This window comes from Fimbriimonadaceae bacterium, from assembly GCA_019638775.1.
Classification (GTDB): Bacteria; Armatimonadota; Fimbriimonadia; order Fimbriimonadales; family Fimbriimonadaceae; genus JAHBTD01.
This window is the reverse complement of record JAHBTD010000003.1, coordinates 36,573-59,046: the sequence shown is the minus strand read 5'-3', so window position 1 is coordinate 59,046 and position 22,474 is coordinate 36,573. Positions and strand designations below refer to the sequence as shown.

Sequence of the window (22,474 nt, the reverse complement as noted above, 5' to 3'; positions counted from 1 at the left end):
CGTATAGCCTCAAGACCCCCGTTCCTACTCTCCTATCTCCGATTCTGCGATCTCACACAAAATGTGCCCGATCAGGATGTGCATCTCTTGAATTCTTGGCGTCTCCGAAGACGGCGCTTTAATGCAGACATCGCAGTATTGCCCCAGCATTCCCGCGTTCGACCCCGTCATGCCGATAACCTTCATCCCGCTTGCTTTTGCCGCCTTCGCTGCTTGAACGACGTTCCCGGAGTTGCCACTGGTCGTGATCGCGATTAAGACACTTTCGGGCCTTCCGTGCGCCTCCACTTGACGCGAAAAAATAAAATCGTAGCCATAGTCGTTGCCGATAGCCGTGATCGTCGTGGAGTTCGTATTGAGAGCCAGTGCAGGCATGGCCCTGCGCTCTCGCAGAAAACGGCCCGTGAGTTCACCAGCAATGTGCTGAGCATCGGCTGCCGAGCCACCGTTTCCACACACAAGCACGGCCCCACCATGCTTATTGAGGCACTCGGAAATGATCTCACCCGCGCGTTCAACGTCTTGAGCGATCGTGTGCATTTTTTGGGCAACGATCAAATGGGTTTCAAACGCGGCGGAGATGATCGACGACTTCATGTCTGCAGACATATCTGTATTCTGCATGACCCAGGGCGGGCAGGTCCACAGGGCCTGAGGTACCCTTCACGCCGATGCCGTTCCAAGAGCTCACTATTCCCGGCGTTTGGGTCAACGAACTCAGCAAGTACGTCGATCAGCGCGGCTGGTTGACCGAACTCTTCCGCGAAGACGAATTGCCTGAGTGGTTCAAGCCCGCGATGTGCTACTTGAGCGTCACACATCCTGGGATCGCCCGCGGCCCCCACGAACATGTGGATCAGACCGACGGCTTTGCGTTCATATCAGGCGCTTATGAGCTCTACCTTTGGGAGAATCGGGAAGGCAAGCCAGATCAGATGCTTACATTAGCGGTTGGAGAAGAGAATCCATTGCTGGTTTTAGTCCCGCCGGGAGTGGTTCATGCCTATCGAAATGTTGGAACTGGGGAGGCCTTCGTTCTGAACTTTCCAAATCAGCTCTACGCCGGACGAGGAAAGAAAGAGCCGGTGGATGAAATCCGTCACGAAGAAGAAACGGAGTCCAGATTTAGATTGCCATGAGGATATTGGTTACCGGCGCAGCCGGATTTATTGGTTCGAATTTTGTTCGCCTCGCCTTGCAACGTTTGCCTGACGCAAAGCTCGTTGTGATTGACGCGCTCACCTACGCCGGAAACCTGAGCACACTTGCCGATGTCCGCGACAAGATCGCGTTCTATCCCGGCAAGATTCAAGACCCGACCGTAGTTGAAGGGATAATCAAGGCCGAAAGCATCACCCACATCGTCAACTTCGCCGCTGAAAGCCACAACGACCGTTCCATCCTTGAAGCGGGCAGCTTCATCCAGACGGACGTTCTTGGAACCTATGTTCTCCTCGAAGCCACCCGCAATTTTAAGCTGGAGAAGATGGTGCACGTCTCGACCGACGAAGTTTACGGCTCCATCGACAGTGGACACTTCACCGAAGACAGTCCCATTCAGCCGAACACACCGTACTCCGCCAGCAAAGCGGGCGGTGACCTGCAAGTGCGCTCGCACGTCAAGGCTTTTGGCACCCCCGCCGTGATCACCCGAGGCGGCAACACCTACGGGCCCTATCAATTCCCGGAGAAGCTGATCCCCTTTTTCACCGTGAGACTCCTCGACGGCAAGAAAGTACCGGTCTATGGCGAGGGCAACCAGGTTCGGGAGTGGATTCATGCCATGGACCACGCCTCTGGAGTGCTATCGGCGCTGCTCAAGGGCGAGCCAGGGCAAATCTACAATGTAGGCGACGTCAACGAGCGCCCGAACAGCGAAGTCGTGAAGATTCTGCTTGAAGAAACGGGCCGTGATGAATCGTTGGTGAAGAAGATCCCCGACCCCCGCAAAGGAGCGCACGACAAACGGTATTCGATGAAAGCGGACAAGATGCGTGGTCTTGGCTGGGCGCCCGAGTATCCATTTGAGGAGAGCCTGCGCAAAACCGTCCGATGGTACAAGGAGAACGAAGCTTGGTGGAGACCCCTTATCGAAACTGAAGACTTTCAAGCCTTCGTCAAGCGCTTCTATGGTCCAAGCTTAGGTGAAGATTTATAACGTTACTGCTACGGAACGAATAACATAAGCAGGCTGCTCAGTTCCTAAACCAGGACCGATCACTCCAATTTGAACTCACACAATCGCAAATCCAAAATCCAAAATCTAGAATCGTAAATTGCAATGACTGCCATCCACAAGTTCGTCGAACAAGCCAAAGCCGGAGAACTGCCGAACCTCGTCTGCCAAGTGCGTTCTGGCTGGCTCATCATGGGAGGGGTGCAAGTGGTCAAAGGCTACTGTCTACTCTTGCCTGATCCCGTACCGGCTCATTTAAACGACATGGATGCGGAGAGCCGGCTGCTCTTTCTCGCAGACATGGCTTCAATCGGCGATGCTATCCTTGAGCTAGCAGGGGCAGCTCGCATCAACTACGAGATGCTGGGGAACCTGGAACCAGCCCTCCATGCCCACCTTTTCCCAAGGTACGCCAGTGAACCCGACGATTTACGAGCCAAACCGATCTGGTTCTACGATTGGAGCGCGGCGCGGCCCTTTTCAAAAGAAGAGGACGGCGAGTTCGCAATCAAACTCGCCGCCCGTTTGGCAGAAATCGGGATCGCGATTTAGCTCACGCACCGACCTTCAGTCGCCCGATATCAAAAACCTTCGGGTCTATCTTTCCATTCACCTTCACCGACTTTGTCGTCACCATAATTGACCCGAGAGTCGGGCTGCTGATTCGGGCAAGGAACGGAAGAACCAGCCCTTCGACCGTGCGGAAGTCGTAAAACTCCTCCGTTGCGTTCTCTCCTTCACGCTTTAGGATGCGGAAAGTCGTGGTGGAGACAAACTCCTTGAAGCTTGACCCGCTCTTGGTGGTCCACTCCACAAGGTATGCCTCCTCATTTCTGAATTTCTCCTTCGCAAGGATACGCTGAGAAGCGAAGTGGCTTTTGTAGTTCACAAGGGCCAACAGATCGGATTGAGTACGCATGTCGGAAAGGGTCGTCCCCTCAATCTTTGAGTATCGGCCAAACTGATTTGCCACACCTTGCTTGCCGTCAAAGACTTGTTGAAGGCTGGCAACTTCTTTGCCCATCGCCGAAAAGAACACATCCTCAGCGAACTTACCGCCAGAAACATAGCGGGCAGATGTGCCGGTCAACCCCTGGCTTGCAATCAGCATGTCCGAATGAACTTCTAACGATTTCACAGCGCGAAGCGCGTGCTCTCCCCCAAGAGCATTGATCATCTTGCCAACCAAATCTTGGATAGAGATGTCTGGCTTATAGTCCGAGTCTTCTCGTGTGAAAACGACCTTTGCCCCGGATTGCTCAAGCAGAACCTCAGTCTTACTGGGGTCCTTCGAATCCGGCCTGAATGTGAGATAAATGCCGTCTGGAGCGGGAGGTGCGAACTTGTAAACTCGCCCTCCAAGGTTCTTGAGTTCAAGAGTCGGCTGCCCTGTGGGGCTCACAGAAAGGGTCTTGCCCTTCAAAGTAACTTTGAGCTTGACGGGAATGTTTTCGGTGCTGTAACTGCCCACTTCTTTTGCAGGATCTCCCTGCGGATCGGAAGTCTCTCGCGGATCCTTCGGCTCTCCAAACATGGTCTTCATCACCACGTTCATGGAGTAACCAGCGAGCTCGGAGACCCCCACATTGGTGAGAACGACGATTCCCAACTTCTCGTCAGGCAAAAATCCAACTTGGGCGTTGAAGCCGTCGATGTTTCCACCGTGCTCAATCACCTTTTTCTTATTCCATTCGCGAACGAACCAGCCCAGGGCATAACCATTCGCCGGACCTACCGGGGTGATCGGTGTCAGCCACGCTTTGTAACTCTCCTCAGAGACGAGCCGTTGCCCGTTACCATAGGTGCCCGTCATCGCAAACTGAACCCATTTCGCCATATCAACCGCGTTCGAGTTGATGGAGCCTGCAGGCGCGCAGCTGATCACGGGTCTGTATTCAACAGCGTCGGCCCCGGTACTCGTCAACGAATAACCTGTGGCCTTGTCGTTCGATTTCAGTAGTTCGTCGATCGTTAGGTTCGAGCCGGTCATACCCAAGGGTTTAAGAATGCGGTCACGCGTCACCTGCTCCCAACTCGAATCGTAAACCTGACCGACAATCTCTCCCGCCGCCGCAAACATGATGTTCTGATACTGGAATCCTGCACGGAAGGGGATCGTTGGCTTCACAAATTGCAGCGCGCGGATGGCTTCTTCACGGGTCAGCGCCCCCGTAATCCAAAGAAGGTCTGTCCTGTTTAACCCACTTCGATGGCATAGCAGATCAAGGATGGTGATTTTCTCATCCGCCTGCTTGTCCCACAGGTTGAAATAAGGCAGATACTTTTTCGGGCTGTCATCCCACTTCACTTTGCCATCATCAACCGCAAGGGCAATGCCGAGACTGGTAAATGCTTTCGTCGAAGAGCCGATGCCGAAGAGTGTGTTCGGCGTTACTGGCAGCTTCTTCTCTTGGTCGCGATAACCGAGCCCCTTCATGTAAATGACTTTGCCATCTTTGACGATCACGACCGACATGCCGGGAACCTTCAGCTCCTTGCGCTTGGCATCAATGGTCTTTTCAATCGTGGAAAGCTTGGCGGCAAGATCGGCATCCTGGCCAGCGTATGCGTAAACAACAGCCGACGCTGCCAACGCGAAGACGAACGGAATTCTATAAAAAATGGACTTCATGGACCCTCTCCATTACGTGTACCCGATTATCCAGGTTGCAATTTGGGCAAGCCGTTTGAAGTAGAACAACGAGGTTAAGGCGCTGTGTTATCGCCCACAAATCGGACCGATCCATCCGCAAAAGCGATCACATTCCCCGGTTGCCCCTGTTGATGGCGACCCGGTTTGGGAAGCAAACTTAGATCGCCATTCAGGTTCCATCTCCCCGAAGCTGCATCAAACACCATGGGCGTTTTTGCCGGGTCTTTTATGCCATCCAACATTGCCCGTGAAAGCGCCTTTGAAAATGCGTAGCTGGAGCCTCCCTGCTGGAACGATTCGTCGTTGATGCATTGAAAAGACTCGGCGTATACGCCTGTCTTGATCGCATCGCACCAGGATTCGGCATGCGGCAGCAACCCGTCAAAGTCCATCGCATACAGGGTGAGTCCACGAGCGAGGTCTTTTTGACCGTCGATGCATGCGCTATCCCGTGCCGATTGAACGGACTTGAGATAGACCGGAATAAAGATCGCGCCACCGACCAAAGCCAAGAACAAGATCAAGCCAATTACCCCCAGCGCGAAGGATGCTCGCGAGCCGCCTTTAGGCGCCTCAGGCAGGGCTCCGGGGCTTTTACTGCCAGGACGCATCAGGGAACCTCTTTGACGGTTCCACCGGCGGTTATGGCGTTGTTGTTCTTCCCCTCAACGTGTCGGCGAGGTTCTGGCAGCATCTCTTTCGGGTCGCCAGCTGCATTGCGTTTGAGGTTGGAAGAATCGAATATCAGCCAAGTCGAGTCTGGATCGGCGACCTCGCCTTTGCGCTTGGAAGAGAGCAGGCTGTTAAACCCATAACCGAAGTCCCCGGTCCTAGTCATTGAGACATCCGGACATCGGAAAATCGACTCGGACTCATCGTCAGGACTCTTCTTCGCTGCGTATTTCCAAGTCGAGTCGATCCAACGATCCGCGGGCGGGTAATGCTCGTCATTGTCGGCTGCGTACAGCTCAATTCCCTTGTGGACCAGCACGAGTCTCTCCTTGCAGTCCTTGTCGACCTTCTTGAGAAATCCCCCTGCTCCCCACTGTTGAATCATCTTCGATACGGGGGAAACCATCAGGCATGGGAAGATAAAGAAGGAGGCGAGGCACCCGAACATGATCCAGTGATCGCGAGATTTTTTGGGGGCTTCAGCTTCCGTTTCACTCATGTCGCTATCTGTTCGGCAGGGTACCGCAAGGACGCCCGTCGCCACACGTGGGACGAACTCTTCCGGATCCGCTATCTTAGGCCCCTAAAACGTCGACTCTACTCTTTGGCGACGAACTTCGACTTCACCGCTTTCATCGCGGCTTCTGTTCGACTGTTCACCTGAAGAGCCTTCAAAATGTTGCTGACGTGGTTCTTCACCGTCTTCTCGGCGATGCAAAGCTGCTGCGCGATCTCCTTATTGCGCATACCCTTCGCGATGAGGTCGAGGATCTCGGCTTCACGATCGCTCAGCACGTACAGTTCGCTGTCGTCGGTCTCATCATCGTCCTTCACTCTGCGGAAGTCTTCGACGACCTTGGTTGCGATCTTCGGCGTAATCTTAGCCTCACCCTTGTAAGCCAACCGGATCGCGTCAATCACGTCCTGAGGAGTGGAGGTTTTGAGGAGATATCCCAACGCTCCAGCGCGGAAAGCCTCATACACGGTCTCATCGTCCTCTTGAACTGTCAAACACACGAAATGGATGTCCTTCTCCTGCTTGAGCAGGCGGCGCATCATCTCAATGCCCGTCATTCTCGGCATATTGATGTCGGTCAACACGACATCCGGGGGATCGGCCAAACATGCGTCAAGGGCTTCTTGCCCGTCTTTGCAAACGGCGACAACCTCGCACTCCGGCATCAGCGTGAGTGTGCGCTGAAGCGCACTTCGATACGGCGCTTCGTCGTCGGCAACGACGACCCTGATTTTCTGCGACATGGGTGCAGTATACAATTACGATTCAACTCTGCAAATACCCCGGGCACCTTTGTCCCGTGTACGCCATAATGCTGAGGAGCATGGCTGTACTTGAAGTTGAGGGCCTTGAGGTCGCGTTCGGTCCTAACAAAATTATTCGTGGCGTCTCCTTCGAGCTTGAGGCTGGACACACGCTTGGCGTCGTGGGCGAATCCGGTTGCGGAAAATCGATGACCGGTTTTGCGATCATGAACATGCTTCCCGGCACCGGAAAAATCGTGGCGGGCTCCATCCGGCTCGAAGGCGAAGAGTTAACCACACTCAGTCGACGGCAATGGCTTGACGTTCGTGGCGAGCAGATTGCCTTGGTCATGCAGGATCCCTTTACAAGCCTTAATCCCATGATGCGAATCGGGCACCAGGTTGCCGAGGTTTTGCGCATTCATCACGGACTCTCGCGCGCTATTGCTTGGACTCAGGCAATTGATATGCTCGAAAAGGTAGGTGTTCCCGCCCCCGAGAGTTCGGCAAAGAAGTATCCTCACCAGCTTTCGGGAGGGCAGCGGCAGCGCGTTGTGATCGCGATGGCATTCGCCTGTAAGCCCAAAGTGCTGATAGCCGACGAGCCCACAACCGCCCTTGACGTGACCTTACAAGCCCAAATACTTCGCTTACTGCGCGAACTAAAGGAGACCGAAGGCACTGCGGTCATGCTGATTTCACACGATATCGGAGTCATCGCCGCAATGGCTTCGAGGATCGCGGTCTTTTATGCAGGCAAGATCGTCGAGCATGGCGATGCCGAGCAAGTTCTGCGGACTCCGCAACACCCCTACACCTCTGCGCTGCTTTCGGCGCTCCCCCGTGCAGGCCAAAAGACGCTCGAATCCATCATCGGACAACCTCCCGACCTTGCCAACCTCAGCGCCGGATGCTCTTTCGCTCCCCGCTGTCCATTTCGATTTGACCATTGCCAAAACGACCCTCCGCTGCTTGCGTCGCCTTCGGGGCAGAATGCGGCATGCTGGAAGCTCGAATCGGGCTATGTCGCACAAAGTTAAGATTTCGCCGCGTAAAGGTTGCTCAATACGCAATCTTGTCACGTAAACTGGTTTTTCCGGAGACCAGAATGTTTACAACACTTGTTGCCTTATTTGCCTTGGCAGGGCCCCCAGTTGCCACCGAAGCTCAGCTTCGGAAAAGCCTTGAAGTGATCGCGACCGACGCCCACGAAGGGCGTATGACTCTTTCACCAGGGATCATGAAAACGTCGCAGTATTTTGCCGACGGCTTTCAAAAACTCGGACTCAAACCGGGTGGTGACGACGGCACATACTTCCACCACTTCGAAATCACCGCTGGTCAAAGGCCAACGGCGAACAACTTCCTCACGATCAAAGGCAACGATGGCAAGTCGATGATGCTGAATCTCGATACGGACTTCCGGCCTCTCGCCGGCTCCGCGATGAGGCTCACCAGCGGCGATCTCGTCTATGTCGGATTCGGATTGGCGGAAGACGATTGGAACGATTATCTCGACACCGATGTGGCCGATAAGGTTGTCATCGCACTGCGAGGGGTTCCCGAAGGACGTCGCAACGCATCGAACAGCGTCAAGGCCCGTGTGGCCAAGGAAAAGGGAGCGGCAGCAATCCTCTTTGTCGGGCCATCCGCACCCGGTCGAAGCGATCTGCCTACCTATTCCCGACTGCAAGGCATCACTGCCAGCATGGATATGGTCGCAGGCGGCGTCTCCGAAAAGTACTTTAAGACCCTCACAGGGATGAGCTTTGCCGAAGCAAGATCAGCCAAGAAACCTGCCAGCAAAGCGTTGCCATTCTCCGCGAGAATGGTTTTTGAGACGGAAGTGAATGCGGGCAAAGATCGAAACGTGATCGGCATTCTCCCCGGCAACGACCCCGTTTTGAAAGACGAGTACATCATCATCGGCGGACATCACGACCACCTCGGCTACGCAGATACGGGCAGCCGAACGGGGGTTGACGCGCTCCACCCAGGCGCCGACGACAATGGCAGTGGAGCAGTTGGCGTCCTCGCTCTTGCCCAGCACTTCGCCAAAACAAAGGGCAACCGACGCACGATCATTTTCCAACTGTATTCGGCGGAAGAAGTTGGCCTTCGCGGATCGGACGCGTGGTGCAGAGACAACCCCGAAATCCTCGCCAAGACAAGCGCAATGCTGAACATGGACATGATCGGCACCGTGCGCCGAAACAACGTTTATGGCTATGGAACAAGCAGCTCCGCTCAATGGGAAGAAGTCGGCAAGCAGCTAAAAGTGGACGGGCTGAACGTCGTTTGGAGACCAAACACCCGTGGAGACAGCGACCAGGCATCTTTTGTCCGACGAAATGTTCCGGTTATCTTCTGGCACACGGGTCTGACAAATACCTACCACAGCGAAGCCGACACCATCGATACGATTAACTTCGCGGGAATGGTCAAGGTCCTTGAAGCCGTCGCCCAAACAGCGCGGATCATCGACTCGTTCAACAGCAAAATGACCTTTAACCCAAGCGTGGAAAGAGGCAACCGCCCAGAAGACCGTCAGGTCCCACCCCCGCTTCTGAAAGCAGCATAGAGGCATCAGCGTCAAGCTATCGGCGGTCAGCTATCAAACGGAGAATGGATAGCTGGTCGCTGATGGCCGATAGCCCCTGATTGTTGCTTCATGCCCAAATCGGTTTTCGACTCGAAGGTATAATTCTTCGCTCGTGGTTCGGGATGACGCTTCCTAAAACGCCTTGAACCGCACGCGCTGGGCTGGTAACCCCGCGCAATGCAATAAGAATTTGGACCGGTTACGATCATGGCAAAAAAGATTTCAGGCGTTATCAAGCTCAATATCCCCGCTGGCAAAGGCACTCCCGCACCTCCCGTTGGTCCCGCGCTCGGTCAAGCCGGCATCAACATGATGGAGTTCCTTAAGAAGTTCAACGAGATGACTGCTCAGCAAATGGGCATGCTCATGCCGGTGGAGATCGTCGTTTACGAAGATCGCTCCTACAGCTTCGTGGTCAAGCAGCCGTTGACGACCGACCTCATCAAGAAGGCGATCGGCATCGAAAAGGGTGCAAGCAACCCCGGAAAAGAGGTTGTGAAGCAGATCACCAAAGACCAGCTTCGAGCCGTGGCACAGCAGAAAATGCCCGACCTCAACACCACCGACATCGAGCAGGCCATGAAGGTCATCGCTGGCTCCTGCCGCCAAATGGGCGTCAAAGTCGTCGGTTAACACGAACCCTTTAAACAAAAATAGGCTCACCGAGAATTCGGTGAGCCTATTTTTGTGCCTACCGGTGGCGCTTAATCAGGCAGCATGTGCCCCATCTTCGACTTCTTTGTCTCCAAATACCTCTCGCGAGCCTCATTTCCTGGCGCGACAATCGGGACGTGCTCGACAATCTCCAGACCGTAGCCCTGAATTCCTGCCACCTTGGCGGGGTTGTTCGTCATGAGCAGCAACCGGCGCAGACCAAGGTCGGCGAGCACCTGGGCGCCGATTCCATAATCGCGTAGGTCCGCCTTGAAACCAAGCGCCTTATTCGCTTCCACCGTATCCAGCCCCGAATCTTGAAGCTCGTAGGCTTTCAGCTTGTTGGCAAGCCCGATCCCTCGGCCTTCTTGTGCAATGTAAACCACAACGCCACGCCCTGCTTCCTCGATCCGTCGTAAAGCCATCTCAAGCTGATCGCCGCAGTCGCATCGGAAAGAGCCCAACAAGTCACCGGTAAGGCAGCTTGAGTGCATCCTCACAAGCACCGGCTCATCCGTGCAGACATCACCTTTAACGATCGCTACATACGGCTCCCTCTCAACGGCAGGCTGGTAGCAATACAGGGTGAAGTGCCCAAATTTCGTGGGAAAGTCGATCGGGCCGGCGATCCGCTCAACTAACTTTTCCGTTTTGCGTCGGTAAGCAATCAGATCAGCGATCGTAATGATCTTGAGTCCGTGATGTTCAGCGAACGGGATCAAGCCGTCAAGCCGCATCATCTCACCGTCGTCGCCGATGATCTCACACCCAATTGCAACAGGCTGCAGCCCTGCGAGCACGCACAGATCGACAGATGCCTCGGTGTGCCCTGCTCGGACCAGAACTCCTCCCTCCTCCGCCCTTAAAGGGATGACATGTCCTGGGCGCATCAGATCGTCAGCCTTTGCCTTCGGATCGCAAAAAACTTGGACGGTCTTGGCGCGATCCGCAGCTGAAACGCCGGTTGTGGTGCCGTAGCGAGCGTCAACTGTCTCCGCCATAGCCGTGCCCAGGCGCGCCGTGTTCTGCTTGGTCATCATCGGAATGCCAAGCTCGGCAAGTCGTTGCTCTGTGGTCGGAATGAATGGCACCCCGCGCCCAAACTTGATCATGAAGTTCATCTCTTCGGCGGTACACATCTCGCCCGCCATGATCAAGTCGCCCTCATTCTCGCGGTCGGGATCGTCAACGACGACAATCATCTTTCCCGCACGGATGTCTTCTAGGGCCTCTTCGATAGTTGAAAAACTCATTTCTATGTTCATTTTACGTCGTGCAAGGGGAATGCACTGAGACTGACAGGGACACTTACAGCGCTCACTTCGCCGTCAAGATATGTAGAATGAGATGATCGGAGCCCACTATGGAAGTTAGCCTTTCAAGCTTTAACCGTATCTTTCGCCCCGTCTCCAACCCCGAAATTGATTGGACGCTGCTCCTGCTTCATGGCACGGGCGGCGACGAAACCAGCTTGCTCGAATTTGGCGATATGGTTGGGAATGGCGCAGCCATGCTTGGGGTGCGGGGAAGGTCTGACGAAGAGGGATATCCCCGATTCTTTCGTCGACTCTCAGAAGGAGTCCTTGACGAAGAAGACATCCAAATCAAGGCCCAAGAGCTAGCCGACTGGCTCCAACTCACACCGCGCGACAACGGCTATGACCCCAATCGGCTCATCGGCATGGGCTATTCCAATGGCGCGAACATGGCAGGAGCGATGCTCATGCTTCACCCAAAAACGCTTGCAGGAGGAGTTCTCCTGCGACCTATGGTCCCACTCCAACCCATCCCCGCCCCTGACCTCACCGGCAAGAAGGTTCTCATCCTTGCCGGTGAACAAGACCACATCTCGCCCATGCAAGGGGCGGTGCAATTTGGGCACATGCTCGCCGACTACGGCGCATCGGTGACCACCCGAATCGTCAATGCGGGGCACGGCCTCACTCAGGACGACGTCGACCAGGTCCGGGATTTTCTGCTGGAGTTCTAATCTCGAAGCCTCATTGCTGCTCGTGAGCACGGAAGGATAGAAGAAAAGGGGGTGTCGTTGTTCTGATGCCCATTCTTAACTCATCGTTCCTGAATCCTAGTCCGTTCGAATATCTCTGAGGAACTTCGCATGTGTGTCTAAGAACACCCGATTCCGTCCACCAAAGTGGGGGGTCTTTCCCTTCAGATTGGCAAGAACCGAGGGGATCGTTTTGGGGAAGTACGGGTCTACAATCAGCTCAATATCGGCAACTCCGTCCGGCATTCCTGCTTGAGGATTGTTTGCGTCTCGCAGATCAAAGACACACTGCTCAGGCGATTTCCCCCAGAAGTTGTCGAGCGGGATCGGATCGTCAAAACGGTCGAACCGCCACATCCAAAAGTAAGTGCTGGGAGCCGGGTTTTGAGCGCTCGGAATCGTCTGCTCGGCCTGGACGACCCCCCTAAAGAGCGGTTCTCCATTGGGGCATGTCCAAAGCCGGTTGTTCTTGATGTAAGGATCGAACACGACTGCCGCCCAACCCGAACGCGGATCAGATGGGGGCCAGCTTGTCCATGGACGATAGCCCCCGGGGAGTGATGTCTTGAGGTCACGCCGGTCGGGGAGATAGTCGTTGTAGTCGGAGAGATACATGTAGATGCCGGTACCAAGCTGCTTCATGTTGCTCAGGCAAGCAATCTGTTTAGCCTTATCTTTTGCTCGGGCGAAAACTGGGAACAGAATAGCGGCAAGGATCGCGATGATTGCGATCACCACAAGCAGCTCTATGAGCGTAAATCCTTTTCGGGGCGAGTCAATTTGCAAAGACAACTTACTTTATCTTACGCAATCCGTTACCCACAGCATTCTCGTCACTCCCAGGTCGGACTGAACAATGAGGCCGGAGAGCTTGGTCCCCGGTACAATTCAACCCATGATTAAGCTCTCCGGCCAACCGCTGACCCTCGCCGAGATTGAGGCCGTCGCGTTTGGCAAGCGGCAAGTCAGTATCGACTCAGCCGCGATCCTAGGGATTGAGAAAGCTCGTGCTTTGGTTGAGAACATCGTTGCCGACGATGCGGTTGTTTACGGCATCAGCACGGGTTTCGGCAAGCTCTCAGAAGTGAAAATCCCAGCGGCGGAGCTTAAAGACCTTCAGCTCAACCTCGTTCGCAGCCACGCATGCGGCGTTGGCAACCCCCTCTCGATCCCCGAAGTCCGCGTCATGCTCCTCCTTCGTGCGAATGTCCTCGCCAAGGGGTTTAGTGGGGCGCGATTGTTGGTCTTAGAAACGTTGCTGCAGATGCTGGAGAAGGGAGTCCACCCGGTTATTCCCGAAAAGGGAAGTGTCGGAGCTTCTGGAGACTTGGCCCCGCTGGCCCATCTTGCCCTCGTCCTTCTCGGAGAAGGGGAGGCATTTTATGACGGGGTGCGCATGGCGGGTGACGATGCCATGCAGTGGGCTGGTATTCCCACCATTGAACTTGAGGCCAAGGAGGGACTGGCCCTCCTCAACGGCACACAAGCTATTTGTGCAGTCGGTGGACTGGCGCTGGCCCGCGCGCAGAGAGTAGCCCACGCTGCCGACGTTGTCGGCGCTATGACGCTCGAAGCACTGCTCGGAACGCCCACGGCCTTCGATCCCCGTATCCATCAAGTACGCCCACACTCCGGACAAATGGCCTCGGCAAGCCATTTGATGGCCCTGCTTGAGGATTCTGAGATTCGTATGTCGCACCTCGAAGATGACCCACGCGTACAAGATGCTTACAGCTTGCGCTGCATGCCTCAAGTACATGGAGCCGTTCGCGATGCCCTCAATCACGTCCAAGGCCAGATTGAAACCGAAAGCGGCTCCGCGACGGACAACCCCCTTGTTTTCGCCAACGAGGGCGACGTCATCAGCGGAGGAAACTTCCACGGCGCGCCCTTAGCGCTTGCATTGGACTATGCAAGCATCGCTATCACCGACCTAAGCAGCATCTCTGAACGCCGTATTGACCGGATGGTCAATCCCGATCTCAACGAGCATCTTCCCGCCTTCCTCACCGCTCACCCTGGCACGTCGTCAGGATTCATGATCCCCCATGTAACAGCCGTGGCATTGCTCAACGAATGCAAAGTCCTGTCCCACCCCAGCAGCGTAGACAATGCTCCAACCTCGGGAGGAAAAGAGGATCATGTTTCGATGGGGATGACGGGGGCGCTGAAACTGCGGCAGATCGTTACCAACGCCGAGCAGGTGCTGGCTATAGAGATGCTTGCTGCCGCAGAAGGTCTGGAGTACCGGAAGCCCCTAAAACCCGGAAAAGGGGCCCTGAAAGCGTATGAAACCGTTCGGAGCCATGTATCGCGACTCGATAAGGACCGGTCCATGACTGCAGACATCGAGAGGATCGCGCTCGCTATTCGCGATGGCGAATTCGATGGTTTCTGACCGCGGCACACCTAATTTGGTGCGATGACGACATCCCTCGAAAAAGCCCCTTGATTGACCTGTTTAAAGGCGTCGATGCTTAAATCTTCGCTCATCCCAATCGGCTTTTTGTAAGGCAGCAAAAGAGTCACGCGACGGTTGCTAAAGTGATTTGGGTCTGCCGTGTTCTTAAGTTCCTTGTCGGCAAGGCCAGTCACTGAGACGAACTGATCTTCCGCGACGCCGTTCTGGCTCAATGCACGGCGCATCGCCTGGGCACGGTCAGTGCTGAGGTCCCAGTTTGTGTAACCCGAGCCGGCATAGGGCATCGCGTCGGTGTGCCCCTTCACGATGATTTTGTAGCCGGAATGGCTCAGAATTGGCCCGACTTTGCTGATCAACTTCATCGCCTCCGGGCGAATGGCATAGGAGCCAGACTCAAAGAAGACCGCGCCAACAGCTTCTGTTAGCTCCACAAGCAGGCCCTCGTCAGTTACCGTAAGCGAGACGTACTTGAGCAGGCCCTTGAGCTCAGGATCGGCAGACAAAGCCTTCTCGATCTTCGTCTTTACCGATTCCAGATTCTCCTTTTGAAGTTGCATCTCTGCCGACTGTTTCTCACTTGTCGACCGGGTGTCCGGGCTCATGCCCTTCGAACCTGCCACTCCCTCTTTCGGCTTCGGAGAGCCTGGGATAGAGAAAGCGGTCTGGGTTTTTGGCGGGTTCTTGACAAATCCAAGCGGGTCGTTGAAGTAACCCTGGATCATTGAGCGCGTTTCCGAGTCCATCCCCATAATCCACATGACCATGAAGAACGCCATCATCGCGGTGACGAAGTCGGCATAAGCGACCTTCCAAGATCCGCCGTGGTGCCCCCCGGCGACGACCTTTTTCTTCTTGATGATGATCGGTTGTACTTCAGCCATTGTAGTGAGTGGTTGGTCGTGAGTCGTGAGTCGTGAGTCGTGAGTCGCTGTAAATGATCAGTTGTCAGTTATTCGCGATCTCCAATCCAAAATCCAAAATCTAAAATCTAAAATCCCTACGCCGCTTTCTCCTTCACCGAGTTCTCCATCTCCGTAAATCCAGGGCGGACGCTGGGTTCGATGTTTCGGCGGGCAAACTCGACGCAGGTGATGGGCGACTCGCCACGTGCAAAGCTAAACAGGGCGTAACGGATGCAGTTCATGTATTGCCCGTTCGCCTCAATCCGTAGCTCCATCGCCCTTGCCAGCGGGGCGCAAACTCCGTAGGCGAGCAGAATTCCAAGGAATGTACCGACGAGCGCAGCAGCAACCGATTCGCCGATTGCGGCGGCTTCTCCGCCGATCTTGCCCATCGTGATGATAACGCCGAGAACCGCGGCAACAATGCCAAAGCCCGGCATAGCGTCGCCGACCGTTTGAATGGCGTGGGCGGGAAGATGCTCCTCTTTGTGGGCCGTCTCAAGGTCAAGCTCCATCATCTCGGACAGGTCATGCGGTCCAACCGAGCCGGACAGAATCACCTTCATCGTGTCGCAGAAGAAACCGACCGCATGGTGATTGTTCAAGAAAGACGGGTACTTCTTGATAATGTCGCTCTCTTCCGGGTTTTCGATGTGCTGCTCCAGCCCCAACAAGCCCTCTTTTCGAGCGACGTTGAACAGCTGATACATCATCTTCAGGAGATCAAGGAAAGTGTCTTTTGTGGGGCTTGGCTTGAGTACGCCCATCACGCCCTTGATCGTGGCTTGAAAATTCTTCATGCCAACCGCACCAAGGAGTGAGCCGATGCCTGCACCACCAAGGATCACGAACTCGTTGATTTGGATAAGCACGCCGATGTTGCCACCGTGCATGATGTAACCCACCATCGTCGCAACAAGAACGATTCCAATCCCGATAAATGTAAACATATCCCTGTCTTGATCCCCTCATCCAGAATGCTTAGACTTCCTTGTCACAGCGTCCAAAAAAGCTATTCCACGTTTCCCGGTAATTCTTATGGGCTCGCTGAGCCTTTTTCCCACAAAACTTGCCGGGACAAACAACGCGCTTGATACGTCGTCCAAACTAATGATCGGATTGGAGACACGCGCCCGACAGGTACTTCTGCTCGATGCTCACACGATTAACCAGATCGCGGCGGGCGAGGTCGTCGAACGTCCCGCTTCAGTCCTGAAAGAACTGGTCGAAAACAGCATCGACTCCGGCGCGACGCGCATCGAAGTGGAGCTTCGGGGCTCAGGCAAGGATCTGATTAGGATCTCCGACAACGGCTGCGGAATGTCGCTGGACGATGCACGTGCCGCCCTCCAACGCCACGCAACCTCAAAGATTCGCTCCACTGACGATCTGCTGGGTGTGATGTCGCTAGGCTTTCGCGGAGAGGCCCTCCCTTCCATCGCCTCCGTGTCGCGTATGACCCTCTCGACGGGCACCGAGGACGGAGTACGCCATATCCTCGAAATCGAAGGCGGGGAACTGCGAGAGCCCAGATCGGGCTCGGGAGCGAAGGGTACCGAGGTCACCGTTGAAGACCTTTTCTTTAACACTCCGGCCCGGCTCAAATTCTTAAAATCGGATACGACTGAGCTTGGTCAGTGCATTGACGTTCTCTCCAAATACGCCATAGCCTATCCACACATCGCCTTCATCGTCAGCCATAACGGACAAAACGCCATCACGACCACCGGCTCGGGCGACCTCCTCGACGCAATCAGCGGCGCATGGAGCCGAGACCTGGCCCGTGGACTTGCCGAGATTGACGCCGACATCGCTGGCATACGAGTCACCGGATTCATCTCCCCACCCCACCTCACCAAGGCCACAAGAGCCCACCAATACATCTATGTGAACGGGCGCCCCGTGCGCACTCGGACCCTGACCGCTGCGCTCGATCAGGCTTATCGAATGCTCACACCGGAACGCAGATATCCCGTCGTCGTGCTCAAACTAGAGATCGACCCCAGCCGGATCGACGTGAACGTCAGTCCAACGAAAAGCGAAGTCAAGTTTCAGCAGGAGGGCGCGGCCTTCGACGCGATCAAGTACGCGATCCGCAACGCCCTTGCCGAGCATGGGATGATGCCCAGCGCGGTGGACGTGAACGCGGCTAACGAAGCCATCGCCTCTTCACAAGCCATGCTCGGCGGGATTCCAAACTATCTCCCCAGAGCCATGCCTATGCCAGGAGCGCCTCACTCCGCTTATGTGGATGCGAGCATCGCGGCTCAGTCACCGGTGGATGTTGGCGGGCAGCCGTTCAGTGCGGGGTCCGAAGAGGCCTTTCAACCCAATCGTACGGAGCGTTACCCCTTTGCCGAGTTGATCGAGGGTCTGCGGGTGATCGGTCAGGCGATGAACACTTTCATCATCGCCGAAACCAAACGCGGGCTTGTGGTCATCGACCAGCACGTCGCCCACGAGCGCGTTCTTTATGAGTATCTCTGCGGCTTGCGCGGACCGACCGCAATCGAGGTCCAGCACTTGCTGACGCCAGAGACGCTCCACCTCGACAAGCGGTCGGCGGTTTTACTCTCCGATAAGCTGGATGAAATCAAGGCCGTTGGGTTCGACATCGAGCCGTTCGGCGGTGAGAGCTTCCTGGTGCGCTCGGTGCCTGCAGCGGTCCGTCAAAAAGACCCCCTCAAGATCCTGCGCGATATGATCGATGAACTGGTGGAGACGACCGTCACCCGCAAGCTCGTACCCACACGCGAACAGATATGGATCACGACCTCTTGCCGGATGGCGGTCAAAGCCGGTGACCCGTTGAGCCTTGCCGAGATGGAGCGGCTGATCATGGAGCTGGCGACGACCGAGAACCCTTACCTTTGCCCGCACGGCCGCCCGATCACCCTCACCCTGACCAGCGATGACTTGATGAAGAGGTTTAAGAGAATATGAGGGGCGTTAGGTGTTGGGCGTCGGGCTATAGGTCAGGCAGAACCTATAGGACATATATGGCCAATAGGTCCTATACTCCTCACACCCAAAGCAGGAGCGCAGCTCCGTGGTGATCCTCGGCATCGACCCTGGCCTAGAGCGGATGGGCTACGGCGTTATCCGACGTGTGGGCTCCAAGATGGAAGTCCTCGACTACGGCCTGCTCCAAACCCCGAAGGGACCGATCCAAGACCGGCTTATCCTTTTGCACAAGGGCGTTCAAGACCTCATCAAGCAGCATCAGCCCGATGCCTTCGCCACCGAAAAACTCTTCTTCGCCGTCAACAAAACCACGGCGATGGATGTTGCCAAAGCCGTCGGAGTAGCCCTTCTCGCTGCCGGGGAGGCCAGTCTGGACATTGCCGAATACTCCCCACCGGAGATCAAGCAGGGCGTCGTCGGCAACGGCAGCGCGGACAAGAAGCAAGTTCAGTTTATGGTGACGAAGCTGCTTAGCCTGAAAGAGACACCCAAGCCCGACGACGTCGCCGACGCTCTCGCCGTGGCGATTTGCCACGCTTTCCGTTCACGGGTCAAAGTATAGGCTTGTAAAAAAGCCTGACGAGCGGGTAGTTTCGCCATGGCCCCGCTTTCTAATTTGCTGTTGATACTGCAGCATGATTAGGGTGTTCAGTACACTGGCGCTACGACGGCTATGTAGTCAGTAGCTACCAGTTGTCTACCTTCGCGTAAGGAAACGAAAGTAGGGGCCTTGAATTCAGTATGCGAATCATAACAAGTCTGTGGCAACTGGAAGAAGAGTGGGGCTATGAGGCAGGAACGCTAGCATTTGTTGCATATCGTACTAACATCGACTCTCGCTATACGACATATAACATACGAAAGCGCACCCAAGGATACCGCCAGATCGATGAGCCAGACGAATTGCTCAAAGGAGTGCAACGTAAAATCAAGGAATTCTTGGAAGACAAATATGTGCCAACGACTTCAGCTTACGCCTATGTATCGAATCGCAGCCCAGTGAAGAATGCTGCCCTGCATACGCGAAAAAAGTGGATTGTAAATATAGACATAAAAGATTTCTTTCCTTCTATCCATTTTGGGAGAATCTGCGGTGTTCTTCAATCCAAACCGTTTCATTTGGAAGCGAGTACCGCTAAAGTCCTTGCGACGATTTGTACTAGGAACCACGCTCTTCCTCAAGGGGCTCCTTCGTCACCCATTCTTTCAAATATTATTTCGTATTCATTAGACATTGCCTTAATTCAATTCGCCCGATCACATGGATTTTATTATACGAGGTATGCAGATGATATCACCTTCTCAACTTGGCAATCTAAATTCCCTAATCAACTACTAACTGTAGATCACGAAGGTACACGTGTTGCAGACTCGCTGGAGCAGATAATATCAGGAAACGGGTTTACTGTGAATGGACTTAAGACTCGGTGCTTAGAACGCCGCCAGAGGCAAAGTGTCACTGGATTGACGGTGAATAAGTTTGTCAATGTGAGAAGGAAATATATAAGACAAGTGCGGGGAATGATTCACGCGTGGCAAAAGTATGGAGAAGAATCTGCTCAAAAAACCTTTGAAGAGAAGCACTTAAACAAACATTATGTGCCCTCTGGCAGAATTCCAAAATTTAGGTGGGTGTTGCTAGGCAGGCTACAGTACATCGGGCATGTAAGGGGATGGCAGGATCCTGTTTATAGAAAGTACTTCAGACAACTTTCTGAATTATGGCCTGACCTTTCAAAGCGAATGCGGGATCGGTTTGATATCTTGGCGCAAAACTTCCTTGAGCTGTCTAATATGACTGATCATCGCGCTAAAGGTTATGCGCTTGAGAAGTTCATATACGAGCTTTGTGATGATGGCACTGTTGGCGTTTCAGGACAGTTTCGAAGGCAGAATAATATTGAGCAAATTGATGGAGCCATCTCTTTTAATTCAAATGCTGTGCTTATTGAATGTAAATTCTACTCCGAACGGATAGGTGCACTTCTAATCGACCCATTTAGCATGAAACTTGCTCGGTCTGGTGCAGGGACTCAGGGTTTATTGATTTCAATGTCTGGTTATACTAGTGAAGCGCTCGAAACAATAAAACTGAATCCTGGTCAAAATCTGATGCTGCTAACGGATGCTGATTTACAAGTTTGGTTAGACCGGCGTTTGACTACATATGAGGTGATTGCAGCAAAGTTAAAGGCACTGCAAGTACTTCGAGAACCCGCTCTCAGCCTTGCGGAGTCAGTTGAAATTGAAGAGTAGACTCCACCCCATGATCACCGGCCTCACCTGCTACCTCTGCGGCAAGCAGTACGACCATCGCACCCTCCAAACCACCTGCGAATGCGGACGCACCCTGCGCGTCGAATACGACCTCTCTCCAACCACCCTTCGCAAAGAGGACTTGGCAGGGCGAGAAGCCAATATGTGGCGGTACCGGGAGGTCATGCCGGACTGCGAGCCGGTCAGTCTGGGAGAGGGGATGACGCCGATCCACCACACGCCGCGACTGGGAGAAAGCTGGTGGGTCAAGGATGAAGGCGTGAATCCAACCGCCAGCTTCAAGGCCCGAGGAATGAGTGCGGCGGTTTCGATGGCGAAGAAGCTGGGGGTGAAGAAGATGGCGGTGCCCAGCGCAGGCAATGCGGGCGGAGCGCTCTCGGCCTACGCCGCCAAAGCCGGGATCGAAGCGTTTGTGTTCATGCCCAAAGACACACCGGAGGCTTGCATTGTCGAGTGCCGGATTCACGGAGCCCATGTGGAACTGATCGACGGCCTCATCACCGACTGCGCTGCCGAGATCGGCAAGCGCAAAGTCGAGGAGGGATGGTTCGACACCAGCACCCTCAAAGAGCCGTACCGCATCGAGGGCAAAAAGACGATGGGCTATGAGCTTGCCGAGCAAATGGACTTTAATCTGCCCGACGTGATTCTTTATCCCACCGGCGGCGGCACCGGCCTGGTGGGGATGTGGAAGGCGTTCGACGAGATGGAGCGGATGGGCTGGATTGGCAGCAAAAGACCAAAGATGGTGAGCGTGCAGGCGGCAGGGTGTGCGCCGATCGTGACCGCCTTTGAGAAGGGCGAGCGGTTTGCCGAGATGTTCCCGAACGCCCACACCGTCGCTTCCGGCCTGCGCGTGCCCCGCGCCATCGGCGACTTCATCATGCTGGATTTGATTCGGGAGTCGGGCGGAACAGCGCTGACGGTCACCGACAACGAAGCCATTACTGCCGCCAAAGAGATGTCACGCATAACCGGAATCTTCGCCTCGCCCGAAGGGGGAGCGGTCCTCGCGGCAGCTCAAAAACTGCAGAGAATGGGCTGGTTAAAGCCAGAACAAAAAACTGTTCTATTCAATACTGGATCAGGCGTAAAATACATCGAAGCCTTGAGATAGCAAAGAGCTACTGCAACGCATACCGTCCGTGCTTGTAAGAGATTAGTAATGTCAGCGCCACCCGTCATTCCACAGCAGCATTCTTACAGTCCTCCCCCACCCCCACCTCGAAACTCAAGCAAGGCGCCGCTTTTTGTGATCCTTGGCATTTTGTTCGGAGGGTGTTTGATCGTCTGCGGAATCGGCTATTGGTTCGTAAGGGCGATTGGACAAGACGCTGTCCCCGCTGCAAACCTGCCCCCCAGCATCGTCGCCGAACTTGCAAACGACTGGAAACAGATCAAACTTGATGCAATCGGTCTCACGATGGAGCTGCCGTCGCTGCCCGAACGGGACGATTCGTTGGCGATGGACGACCCAGATGTGTCTGTCTACTCGCGTTTTGCGGGCTATTGGGCCGCTGACGACAGCACGACCGTTTATATCATGGCGCTGACCAGCAAATTTGGTGCGCTGTTTGAGCTTGATGACGAGACCACGGACTTCGTCGACGGATATAAGGCCGACCCGGGTATCAGTGGCCTCACGCATATCATCACCACCACAACCTGCGCAGGAAAAGAGGCGCGTCTAGTGGATATGAGGTTCACCGAGGACGGTATGCCCCTCCATTGCAAGTTGATTGTATTTCTGGATGGACGGGTGACGTACTATCTACAGGTTTACACCGACCCTGACGCCGACCTGGATGCCGTCGCCAACCGAGTATCCGCGTCGGTGACGATACACGACTCAAACTCTTCGATGAAAGAGAAGTAGGGCGAGCG

The 22,474-nt window shown here is 54.7% G+C and carries 22 protein-coding genes; 13 read left to right on the top strand and 9 right to left on the bottom strand.

The window, feature by feature from the left end; genetic code table 11:
- Positions 1-24: 24 nt before the first annotated feature.
- Positions 25-609 carry an SIS domain-containing protein gene (locus KF784_11885; GenBank protein ID MBX3119759.1) on the bottom strand — a complete coding sequence of 195 codons (585 nt, stop codon included), beginning with the start codon at positions 607-609 and terminating at the stop codon, positions 25-27.
- Positions 610-671: 62 nt separating this feature from the next.
- Between KF784_11885 and KF784_11880 the strand changes: the two genes are divergently transcribed.
- The 3 genes from KF784_11880 (at position 672) to KF784_11870 (ending at position 2,728) form a co-directional block, all read left to right on the top strand.
- Positions 672-1,139 (top strand): dTDP-4-dehydrorhamnose 3,5-epimerase family protein, encoded by a 468-nt coding sequence (locus KF784_11880; protein MBX3119758.1) that lies wholly within the window; start codon positions 672-674, stop codon positions 1,137-1,139.
- Positions 1,136-2,158, top strand: coding sequence for a dTDP-glucose 4,6-dehydratase (gene rfbB, locus KF784_11875; GenBank protein MBX3119757.1), 1,023 nt, complete (start codon positions 1,136-1,138; stop codon positions 2,156-2,158). The genes KF784_11880 and rfbB overlap by 4 nt, the downstream gene beginning before the upstream one ends.
- Before the next feature lie 123 nt (positions 2,159-2,281).
- On the top strand, positions 2,282-2,728 hold the full coding sequence (locus KF784_11870) for a hypothetical protein (GenBank protein ID MBX3119756.1): 447 nt from the start codon (positions 2,282-2,284) through the stop codon (positions 2,726-2,728).
- A gap of 1 nt (position 2,729) precedes the next feature.
- Here KF784_11870 and KF784_11865 read toward each other — a convergent pair whose 3' ends face one another.
- From KF784_11865 to KF784_11850, 4 genes are all read right to left on the bottom strand, one after another.
- Positions 2,730-4,808: a beta-lactamase family protein gene (locus KF784_11865; GenBank protein ID MBX3119755.1), complete on the bottom strand. Its 2,079-nt coding sequence runs from the start codon at positions 4,806-4,808 to the stop codon at positions 2,730-2,732.
- Between the two features lie 74 nt (positions 4,809-4,882).
- Positions 4,883-5,440: a hypothetical protein gene (locus KF784_11860; GenBank protein MBX3119754.1), complete on the bottom strand. Its 558-nt coding sequence runs from the start codon at positions 5,438-5,440 to the stop codon at positions 4,883-4,885.
- Positions 5,440-6,000 (bottom strand): hypothetical protein, encoded by a 561-nt coding sequence (locus KF784_11855; protein ID MBX3119753.1) that lies wholly within the window; start codon positions 5,998-6,000, stop codon positions 5,440-5,442. Before KF784_11855 ends, KF784_11860 begins: the two co-directional genes overlap by 1 nt.
- Positions 6,001-6,098: 98 nt before the next feature.
- Positions 6,099-6,761, bottom strand: coding sequence for a response regulator transcription factor (locus KF784_11850; GenBank protein MBX3119752.1), 663 nt, complete (start codon positions 6,759-6,761; stop codon positions 6,099-6,101).
- Positions 6,762-6,841: 80 nt separating this feature from the next.
- Here KF784_11850 and KF784_11845 point away from each other — a divergent pair, with 80 nt between their 5' ends.
- The 3 genes from KF784_11845 (at position 6,842) to rplK (ending at position 9,996) form a co-directional block, all read left to right on the top strand.
- Positions 6,842-7,801: an ABC transporter ATP-binding protein gene (locus KF784_11845; GenBank protein ID MBX3119751.1), complete on the top strand. Its 960-nt coding sequence runs from the start codon at positions 6,842-6,844 to the stop codon at positions 7,799-7,801.
- A gap of 68 nt (positions 7,802-7,869) precedes the next feature.
- Positions 7,870-9,342: a M28 family peptidase gene (locus KF784_11840; GenBank protein MBX3119750.1), complete on the top strand. Its 1,473-nt coding sequence runs from the start codon at positions 7,870-7,872 to the stop codon at positions 9,340-9,342.
- A 228-nt stretch (positions 9,343-9,570) separates the two neighbouring features.
- Positions 9,571-9,996, top strand: coding sequence for a 50S ribosomal protein L11 (rplK, locus tag KF784_11835; GenBank protein ID MBX3119749.1), 426 nt, complete (start codon positions 9,571-9,573; stop codon positions 9,994-9,996).
- Between the two features lie 71 nt (positions 9,997-10,067).
- Here rplK and KF784_11830 read toward each other — a convergent pair whose 3' ends face one another.
- Complete coding sequence (locus KF784_11830; protein MBX3119748.1) at positions 10,068-11,270, bottom strand: bifunctional 3,4-dihydroxy-2-butanone-4-phosphate synthase/GTP cyclohydrolase II; 1,203 nt, start codon at positions 11,268-11,270, stop codon at positions 10,068-10,070.
- A gap of 110 nt (positions 11,271-11,380) precedes the next feature.
- On the opposite strand from KF784_11830, the gene KF784_11825 reads away from it, so the two are divergent.
- Positions 11,381-12,007: an alpha/beta hydrolase gene (locus KF784_11825; protein ID MBX3119747.1), complete on the top strand. Its 627-nt coding sequence runs from the start codon at positions 11,381-11,383 to the stop codon at positions 12,005-12,007.
- A 96-nt stretch (positions 12,008-12,103) separates the two neighbouring features.
- On the opposite strand, the gene KF784_11820 is transcribed toward KF784_11825, so the two are convergent.
- On the bottom strand, positions 12,104-12,805 hold the full coding sequence (locus KF784_11820; protein MBX3119746.1) for a prepilin-type N-terminal cleavage/methylation domain-containing protein: 702 nt from the start codon (positions 12,803-12,805) through the stop codon (positions 12,104-12,106).
- Between the two features lie 115 nt (positions 12,806-12,920).
- Here KF784_11820 and hutH point away from each other — a divergent pair, with 115 nt between their 5' ends.
- Complete coding sequence (gene hutH / locus KF784_11815) at positions 12,921-14,423, top strand: histidine ammonia-lyase (protein MBX3119745.1); 1,503 nt, start codon at positions 12,921-12,923, stop codon at positions 14,421-14,423.
- Positions 14,424-14,434: 11 nt separating this feature from the next.
- Here hutH and KF784_11810 read toward each other — a convergent pair whose 3' ends face one another.
- Together KF784_11810 and motA are read right to left on the bottom strand one after the other, a co-directional pair.
- Positions 14,435-15,328 carry an OmpA family protein gene (locus KF784_11810; GenBank protein ID MBX3119744.1) on the bottom strand — a complete coding sequence of 298 codons (894 nt, stop codon included), beginning with the start codon at positions 15,326-15,328 and terminating at the stop codon, positions 14,435-14,437.
- 116 nt (positions 15,329-15,444) lie between these two features.
- Positions 15,445-16,299 (bottom strand): flagellar motor stator protein MotA, encoded by an 855-nt coding sequence (gene motA / locus KF784_11805; protein ID MBX3119743.1) that lies wholly within the window; start codon positions 16,297-16,299, stop codon positions 15,445-15,447.
- 88 nt (positions 16,300-16,387) lie between these two features.
- Between motA and mutL the strand changes: the two genes are divergently transcribed.
- From mutL to KF784_11780, 5 genes are all read left to right on the top strand, one after another.
- Positions 16,388-18,292: a DNA mismatch repair endonuclease MutL gene (gene mutL / locus KF784_11800; GenBank protein ID MBX3119742.1), complete on the top strand. Its 1,905-nt coding sequence runs from the start codon at positions 16,388-16,390 to the stop codon at positions 18,290-18,292.
- 106 nt (positions 18,293-18,398) lie between these two features.
- Positions 18,399-18,875: a crossover junction endodeoxyribonuclease RuvC gene (gene ruvC, locus KF784_11795; GenBank protein MBX3119741.1), complete on the top strand. Its 477-nt coding sequence runs from the start codon at positions 18,399-18,401 to the stop codon at positions 18,873-18,875.
- A 179-nt stretch (positions 18,876-19,054) separates the two neighbouring features.
- A complete protein-coding gene (locus tag KF784_11790; protein ID MBX3119740.1) occupies positions 19,055-20,569 on the top strand; it encodes a restriction endonuclease in 1,515 nt (504 codons plus the stop codon).
- Positions 20,570-20,579: 10 nt separating this feature from the next.
- Positions 20,580-21,707 (top strand): threonine synthase, encoded by a 1,128-nt coding sequence (locus KF784_11785; protein MBX3119739.1) that lies wholly within the window; start codon positions 20,580-20,582, stop codon positions 21,705-21,707.
- A gap of 48 nt (positions 21,708-21,755) precedes the next feature.
- Complete coding sequence (locus KF784_11780) at positions 21,756-22,466, top strand: hypothetical protein (GenBank protein ID MBX3119738.1); 711 nt, start codon at positions 21,756-21,758, stop codon at positions 22,464-22,466.
- The last annotated feature ends 8 nt before the right edge of the window (positions 22,467-22,474 follow it).